General features: G+C 54.5%; 6 protein-coding genes. 2 read left to right on the forward strand and 4 right to left on the reverse strand.

Annotation, left to right across the window (positions count from 1 at the left end):
- The coding region (nadB, locus tag HXY34_03285; GenBank protein ID NWF95142.1) for an L-aspartate oxidase at positions 1–1,162 on the reverse strand (1,162 nt) is incomplete at its 3' end.
- Positions 1,163–1,491: 329 nt separating this feature from the next.
- On the opposite strand from nadB, the gene HXY34_03290 reads away from it, so the two are divergent.
- Positions 1,492–2,385 carry a hypothetical protein gene (locus tag HXY34_03290; protein ID NWF95143.1) on the forward strand — a complete coding sequence of 298 codons (894 nt, stop codon included), beginning with the start codon at positions 1,492–1,494 and terminating at the stop codon, positions 2,383–2,385.
- Between the two features lie 161 nt (positions 2,386–2,546).
- Here the strand turns inward: HXY34_03290 and HXY34_03295 are convergent, their stop codons facing one another.
- The 3 genes from HXY34_03295 to HXY34_03305 form a co-directional block, all read right to left on the reverse strand.
- A complete protein-coding gene (locus tag HXY34_03295) occupies positions 2,547–3,509 on the reverse strand; it encodes a DMT family transporter (GenBank protein ID NWF95144.1) in 963 nt (320 codons plus the stop codon).
- 80 nt (positions 3,510–3,589) lie between these two features.
- The gene (locus tag HXY34_03300) at positions 3,590–4,756 is read right to left on the reverse strand and encodes a hypothetical protein (GenBank protein NWF95145.1); all 1,167 of its coding nucleotides are present in this window, start codon (positions 4,754–4,756) and stop codon (positions 3,590–3,592) included.
- Between the two features lie 111 nt (positions 4,757–4,867).
- Complete coding sequence (locus HXY34_03305) at positions 4,868–7,432, reverse strand: hypothetical protein (GenBank protein ID NWF95146.1); 2,565 nt, start codon at positions 7,430–7,432, stop codon at positions 4,868–4,870.
- 140 nt (positions 7,433–7,572) lie between these two features.
- On the opposite strand from HXY34_03305, the gene HXY34_03310 reads away from it, so the two are divergent.
- Positions 7,573–8,464: ABC transporter permease (locus HXY34_03310; protein NWF95147.1), on the forward strand; the 892-nt coding region annotated here is incomplete at its 3' end.

Consider the following 8,464-nt stretch of genomic DNA (forward strand, 5'->3'; position numbering starts at 1 on the left):
CTGCAGCATTGTGTGCCATGACTGCAGCCTCCAGCAGCGAGTTGGAAGCGAGCCTGTTCGCTCCGTGGAAACCCGTTCCCGCAGTCTCCCCTATGGCATAGAGGCCATCCACGTCGGTACGTCCGCAGACGTCCGTCTTCACACCACCACACAAGTAGTGAGCTCCGGGCACAACAGGGATTGGCTCTTTGGTTATGTCCACTCCAGCCTGCAAGCAGGTCTCATACACTTGTGGAAAACGCCCCCTGATGAAGTCAGGGTTCTTGAAGGAGATGTCCAGCCAGACATGGTCAGCACCACTGCGTTTGAGTTCGTCATCTATGGCCCTTGCAACGATGTCACGTGGAGCCAGCTCGGCACGCTCATCGTATTTGGGCATGAACCGCCGACCGTCATGTCCCAGTAGTACTGCCCCCTCTCCCCGCAATGCCTCTGTTATCAGGAAAGACCGAATCAGGGGATGGTACAAGAGTGTGGGGTGAAACTGGATGAACTCGAGATTGGTCACCGTGGCGCCAGCTCTGTATGCCATTGCGATGCCATCACCAGTTGCATGCTCTGGATTGCTGGTGTAGCGGAACACCTTGCCAGCCCCACCCGTCGCAAGGATGGTCGCCCGGGCCACAAACCGCTCTATTGCTCCGCTCTTTGTGTCCAGCACATAGGCACCCAGCACACGATTGTTGTGCGTGAAGAGGTTGATGGCCATGTGATTCTCGTAGATACTCACTCGGTCATTGTGCCTCACGGCCTCCACCAGCGCTCTCTGTATGTCCAGCCCGGTGTGGTCCTTGACATGAAGCACTCTCCTCTTGCTATGGCCTCCTTCAAGACCAAGCTCATATTCGCCCGACTTGTCCTTGCTAAAGTCGACTCCGAGCTGGACCAACTCCCTGATCCGCTCCGGAGCACTGGAGATGAATCCTTCGACTACGTCACGTCTGCACAGACCTGCACCAGCCTTCATCGTGTCTTCCACATGGGACTCGAAACTGTCTTCAGGACCGACTACCGCCGCAATACCCCCTTGGGCCCATGCGGTGGCACAGTCCATGAGAGAGCGTTTCGTAACCAGATTCACTGTCCCGTGTGCGGAAGACTTCACACAGAAGAGCAACCCTGCGAGGCCACTTCCGATGACAAGGTAGTCTGAAATGCGTATACCATTGTTCGCTTCTTGTACCACGCTCGTCGAGAGTCAACCTCCATGCAGACTGGCACCCAGCGCCCACATACAATGTAAGTATTGTGGTGTAAGAGGCACTGTTGCGGAAGTGTGCTTGGTAGTTTCCAAGAGTGCCATCAAGATGCCGGGTCAGTCCGAGCATTGACACTGAGAGGTCCACCACCTGTCAATGACGGCCCCGAGGTGAAGGTGAGAATGGCTTGATCAGCGGAGTTGGCAAGGGAGCCCGAGTGCGCCGGACTCGTGCAGCTTGGAGCAGAATTAATAAGATGATTGTGTGAGGTACATTCGGACCGGTGAACGGTTTGAACATCGAAGGCGTAGTGATATTCGAGGCAAAGTCGGGGATCCCATTGTTCTCTAAGGTCCGCGGGGGTATGGACGCCTCAATGTTCTCCAGCTTTGTCGCAGCTGCAAGGCACTTCTCATCAGAGCTGCAGTTGGGAGGCCTGTCATCGTTCTCAACAGATGAGAAGGTGATATTCCTAGCATCCACCGCGAGGACTGTGACAGCTCTCATAACTCCGAAGAGCCCCGAGTTTCAAGAGACCTACGAGTTTGCGTTGGAGCTCGGGCAGGCATTCGAGAGCAAGTACGAGATACCGGAGAGGCCACAGCCCGAGGAGTACGACGGCTTCAAGAGCACGGTCGATGAGATGCTGAAGAAGGTCCGAGAGCCGTTTCTCAACAGAGTGGCGGAGTTCGCACACAAGGAATACGGGGGAGAAGTCTCGATCCGAGCACGACTCATGACCAAGAGTGGGTCGGAGGGTGTGATTGACGTGATGGTGAATCACTCTGAGAGGATTGAAGACGACGGGCGACATCGTCAGGAAGAGTCAGCGACCACAATGCTCTCCCGGAACTTGATATTCATACGGGCCATAGATGACATGGCATCGAAAGGAGCAGTCATTGACTTCATCGACGCTGTTGACTCCTATGGTGCCATGATAGTCAAGAGAGACAGGCTCGAGTTCACACCATACTACCCAAAGAAGGCTGTTGTCGTCGCAAGGGATTATGCCAGTGATGTCAGCGAGTTCATATCGAGGCTTCCGAAAGAGGAGAACAGACCGTACATCGATGATGGGCATGTCGTTCTTGGTATCAAGACTCTTGCAGCAAGGCAGACGAGATGCTTCGTGGAACTCTGGATCTGGAGGGACAACGCGTACCCCGAGAAGATCGTGGGCTAGAGAGTCAATCACATGTACACATACAGACAGCATGTCTCCACACTGACGAACCTCTGTGGCCCGGTCTAACACAGAGTATATGTCCACTCGCATCCAAGGACATCCATCTTGCCTGACTGTGATGAACACACAGACTTCATTGGAGTCGCAGACTCAACTCGCTAGGTGAGCTGACTGCTGGTTGCATCGTGGAGAGTCTCAGCCTGCTGGCGGCCGGACCGCCTGACGAGAGCGACGCCTACAAGGGCGACCGAACCAGCAAGGATGGCCAAGAGAGTCGGAGGTTCCCTAAGGAAGAAGTCGCCTGCAATACTGACGAACGGAACTAGGAACAGAAAGGAAGAGGCACGAGACGCGCCGAGCTGTGCAACTGCTCTGAAGTACAAGACGTAGGCAACTCCGGACGCAAATACACCAGCGAACAGCAGACCGGCGGTGCTCCACACATCAATCACGAGGATCAGAGGCGAGCCGCCATACGCAAGCACTGCAACGAATGGGAGGACTATCACGGTCGAGACCGCATGCTTGGCGGTCATCACAATGTAGCAGTCGGCTCTTTCAAGGTACTGCAGGACGATGGTGTAAGCAGCCCATGAGAGCATCCCGGCAAGAGCAAGACCAAGGCCAAGCTCCAGTCCATGGTCGGAGCCCAGACTCGAGGTCAGCGATGCGCAGAGGAAAAGGAAGCCTCCAGCGAAGCCCAATAGGAAGCCTAGTACCCGGCTTGTAGAAAGAGGCTCGTGCAAGAACAACACGCCAAAGAGGAGAACGACTACGGGACTCAGATTGACTATGAGGGAGGTTGTACCTGCTGGAAGATGCTCCGCGCTCATGTGAGTCGTGACCACAAACACCGCAGACAGAACAGCACTCAGACCGAGTAGACTGCGGTAGGGGCGGACCTCTGTCCGTATCCTACTGAAGCCCTTGCCCTGTCGCAGAATGACCACCAGCATGGTCACGGTCCCAAGCAGGTATCTGAAGAACGCGTACAGTACTCCCGAGACCCGGATGGGACTGACTCCGGTCAGGACTCTTGCAACAATGTAATTCGACCCCCAGAGGAGGATTATGACTGCAAGAAGAAGATACGGGCGCCTGTCGTACACACGGCGGCGCAAGAGCCAAGACATTTAGAGATAGCGACCACGGAAGAAGAAAGAAGGATGGGGCCCAAGAGGACCCCACGAGACTAGTCTCCTTACATAGACTTGTATATGGGCCACTTGCGCCACAAATACGCAAACACCAGCTGGACCCACAGCACGATGAGAAGGAAGTTCGTCGGTGGATCATAGAATGGGTTGCCGGTGAACGCAACGTGCAGGAAGGGGGAGTACATGTAGAAGGTGAAGAACAGAACTGTACCAAGAATCAAGACGGTGATGAACCGGATGAGCAAGTTGTGCTTCTGTGAGTACCCCTTAGGCCAGTTGTCGAAGAAGAGACTGACGAAGATCACGGCAACAATGAGCCAATCCGCATATGCCATGTTCCAGAAACCGATGCTTGTCGCATACACTGCTGAACCGGGGTCCCCGTACAACCCAATGAACAGAGGGAGTGTGACTGTCGCTCCGAACACACCCGCCACAACAAGCATCACAAAGCCAAGGATTGCACAGAGAATGAAGGCCACAATGCCAATCTTCGGCTGCTTTCCTGCCTTGTTCCATGGCCAGTACTCAAAGGTCATCAGAGTCAGTAGGGAGAAGAAGATAGTCCACTGAGTCCACCCCATGTTGAAACCATAGGGCTGGATGACCCATGTGAGCGGGTTGAGCGGAGTGGCCGCAGGGTTTCCATACGGGAAGAAGAAGAAGAACCAGACGACAAGAGTGATGATCCATCCAAGGATGAACACTCTGACTCCTCTGCCGGGCTGCTTCTTGTCAAACCAGGGCCAGTACATTGTACCTGCGACCCAGAGCACTGCGAAGGAGAAACATGATGCTGATAGCGACCCGAATATGGACCACCCAACACCAATAGCAGCTGCTGGATCGACCAGACCAATGTATGCGGCATATGGAATCGCAAACATACTGGCCAGGAAGAAGAATACAAGCGTCACTATCACATTCAGCACGGTTGCAGCAATTCCCACCTTCCACGGCGTCTTCAACTTGTAGAAGGGCCAGTTCTCGAACCAGATTGCGAAGAGAACGGCCATTAGTCCGAAGCCGCCAAGCAAGGACACTGCAGCAGCAAGTGGGCTGAGAGCTACTAGATACCAGACTCCAACAGAAACTAGTAACGTCCAGATGAGAGCGACAATCCCAGCGATGGGCTGCTTCCATCTGGACACTAGTACTACCGGAGCCTCTTCGGCTCCGGGAACACCTATTCTGTCTCCAGTCAAGGCCATGATTCAAACTTTCCTCCTTTGTGAGGGCGAACCATTTTAGTGGACAAACCACCAGATTAAGGCTTCGAAGTTGGGCCGGCCGTCCATTCGATGAGATGTCAGACTGGCAGATCACTTATGAAATGTCAGTACAACGTTGTTCGATAGTGGCACCAGTCGAATGTGAGGGGCAGTCGCACTCTGAACTCGGCTCACCACGCTGCCACCGTACACCTTGACCATGGACATGGCGCGTGTGGTTGGTACATGGACTTCAAGTTCTTGGGGCAAGTACTCCATCTGGATGTCAATCTGATGCTGGTTTGCTGAGGTGCCCACCTCCACAGTCACAACTCCTCTGCGTGTGGGAATACGTTCCATGGCGAGGGGGTTTGTTGGCATGAACCAGTCCTCAGGTAGGCCGGGCAACACAACGAGGTCGGAACCCTCTTCGCGTAACACCATCATGACGAGCAACAGGAGTAGGTCGGATGATGCAAGGATGCAGCAGCCTCCGCCAGCACCCCGTTCAGTGGACTCGGGATCTACCAGCTCAGGGAGTGTGTGGGAGGCATTCAGATACTCGAGTGCCCGAGTGAGTAGCTGCTCTGCGCTATCGCTATCACTTCTGATTGTATGCAGTTGTGCCAGTCTCAGTCCAAGGTAGCTTGGCAGATACCGCTCACTCCCGGGAGGCTTCAGGAAACGGCGCTTCAGCATAGTAGACTTGATAGCATCGACAAACACGTCAACAAGACTACTGTCGATGTATCTTCTGCTCGGCAGCGTAAGCACATCAAGGAGTCTCAGAGCCTCTGTCTGACCCTCCTCTGTGGCCATAAGCGTTCTCATCCGGTCCGCAGTGATAGTCTGTCGCGACAGATCCCCCAAATGGTCATGCAGTCGCCTTGAGATCTGCGACATCTCTTCGGCTTGGGCCCGCTCGCCCACTGCATCGAGGAGTACAGCAAGCGACTCGCAGACAATCATCCGGACTATGTGGTTGGTGACGTTCTGAAGTGTGGGAACTGGTGCAATGGAGGGCTTGGACTCCGGGGGACTTGCCGTCTGTTCAGTAGCCGTGGCAGACTCGACCACAACACCTGTGGCAATCGCCTCCATGTCCCTCCGCAACTGCGCGACCCATGGGGCCTCTTCTTCGGTCGGGGCAGGTCTGGGCTCGATGGTGGTCTTCTCAGCCGTCACTGCAGCCTTTTCTGTTTCAGAGGTCTCAGGACCCTTCGGCGGTGCTGCTGTGGTCGGACTGGTGGCCAGAGGTGACTCGTCCTTCAGTGTGGATGACCACTTCAGGCCGAAAGAACGAATCGTCTGAGCGTATGTCGTACTGCGTGAGTACTCGTACACCTGGGACACGGCCCACACGAGCGGAAGGACCTCATTCAGGTCAGTACTGCTGGAGGGTGCAAGGCGAGAAGCAACCGTACAACCAACCTGCTGGGCAAGCTCATGCGCACCGATGCGAGTGAGGGCGGTCAGCACTCGGGCAGACTCTCTGTCTGTCAACATTGGACCATGGTCTTCGTCGCCGGTCGTCATGGCAAGAGACTTCTTGGCGAGCACCGCCTTCGCCTGGGCAACAGCAGCATCAAGTCGGCTATCAGGGAATGACGCTGAGAGTGTGCTGTCTGAGAAGTCAAACCATCTCTCCACAGATTCATCGCGGCAACGACTTGTCTTTGTGAACGGCCGACCACGAGTAGCCTTTGTGATCCTTGTCAGTGGAGAGATGAAGAATAGTGTGGTAGTGCTTGCAGGGCCCAGCCTCAGGTCGTATTTGAGTACTGCAGTGCCTGCGCATCTGGGCGTCGAGTAGGATGTGTCAAACCGCGCTCGTTTTGATCCCTGCAATATTGGGTCTGTCTCTGCAACCGACCCGAGGACACTCAGCAGCTCTGTGGGGAGATTGGGATTGTCTGCACTGGTCATTACTAGGGCAGTGGGAGCCTTGTCAACCTCCAGAGCAACAATACCATTCGAATAGAGCGTGCCCTCGTCTCGGATGTACTCCAGACTCTCGACAGGCTCAAAGCCATTCAGCGAGAGGGGACGTAGTGCAGCAAAGAATGTGAAGCTTGCAGGCTCGAGGGACACGTTCTTGATGCTTATCTCATTGTAGACCGCCTCAGCACTCCCCTCTACAACATGGTAGACCAGTCTTGTGAACTCAAGTGGCCCAAAGTAGTCGCGATATGAGAGTATCTCGTCGCTGGCACTCTCGAGGCTGAGTCGAGGTGAGTCAGACGAGAGAGAGAGGGCCGGGAAACACACCTCATTGTTCTTGTAGAACCACACGTCGAAAGAGCCACATCCCGTCCTTGGGTCTATGAGGCCGGACGAGTCCGCTTCGGCATGATATCGTGCCCCGACTCCGCCTATACAGAACCAGTCATCACGGTAGTCGTTGATGATTCCGCGGGGCGAGGTGGTACCAGAGCTCTTGTCTTCCAACCGCCTCACGGCCCAACGTGGAAGCATCCACTTCTGCGAGCTGGAGAAGACAGCCTGATTGAGAGCCGCACGGAGATGCTTGATCTCCTCAGAGGGGGGGACTGCATCCGGGAGGTCTACTGAGAGTCGGCGGAACCTCACCGCACTTCTGAATCGTTCCAGCTGCGCTTTTTCGTTTGGGTTCGTGGTGGCCACCTCTACGAAACGGACCGACTGGTCAAGGACCATTGACAGATGACTCTGCGGCAGTATTTAATCTTCTTGCACCGAGTACTAAACGCTTAAGAGTAATCACCGGTGAAGAACTCTCTGCGCCATCACGGACGTTCTCCAGTACGAGACCGTATTCTATTGCGAGTGTGATCGTATTGGCCGAGACCCTGACGAAGCCTTCACGTAGGATTACTAACATGGTTGCCAAGGAGCTGCGTCTGATTGTCAAGGACAAGGTCGCGCTGTTTCTCATATTCCTGCTTCCCGCGGCTCTCATCGGCATGCTGGCATATGTCACCAGTCAGAGCGAGATGGGCAGCATCGGATTCGGTTCCAATGGGGGCTCGGACGGTAACACTACCGCTGAGACAAACTCGACAGACGAAGTCGGCAGCAATGTGCGACTTGGCATAATCGACAGGGACACAACTCGGACATATGAGGGAGAGGACCTGTCCGAGAACTTCACCGCATATCTGAGACAGATGGTGAAAGAGCTCATCGAATACGATGCCGAGGAGGACGCATATCAGGACCTGTACAGAGAGAGAATCAAGGGCTACGTCGTGATTCCTGACGGCTTTGAAGCGAACCTCACCATCAATGCGCCCACATACATTGACGTCCATGTGGACTCAACCAAGCTGCTCGATCAGAGTACGGTGATGGGAGCAGTTCAGGCTGCGGCCATATACTTCAGGGTGTCCAAGATGTGGATCAGGTCAGAGATATTCCCATCAATTCAGATTGAGTTCACCCCTGAAGGTGGATATATCGAGAGTGTGTTTGGCAGCTTCATCGTCATCATCTCAAGCTATCTGGGCATAGCCATGACTTCAGCCCAGAGTATTGTTGGAGACACCCCACTAAGACGAATGCTCCTCACGCCCACCAACCGGCTTGAGGTCATAGTGGCAAAGGTGCTTGCCTATGTTGTCATAGGGTTCTTCCAGTCCCTCCTGCTGGTCACTCTATGGGTGGTTGCATTTGGGCTGAATCTCAACACGGGCTTCGAATCGCTAATTGTGATAATGAGCCTCACTTCAC

The organism is Candidatus Thorarchaeota archaeon (assembly GCA_013388835.1).
Taxonomy (GTDB): domain Archaea; phylum Asgardarchaeota; class Thorarchaeia; order Thorarchaeales; family Thorarchaeaceae; genus JACAEL01.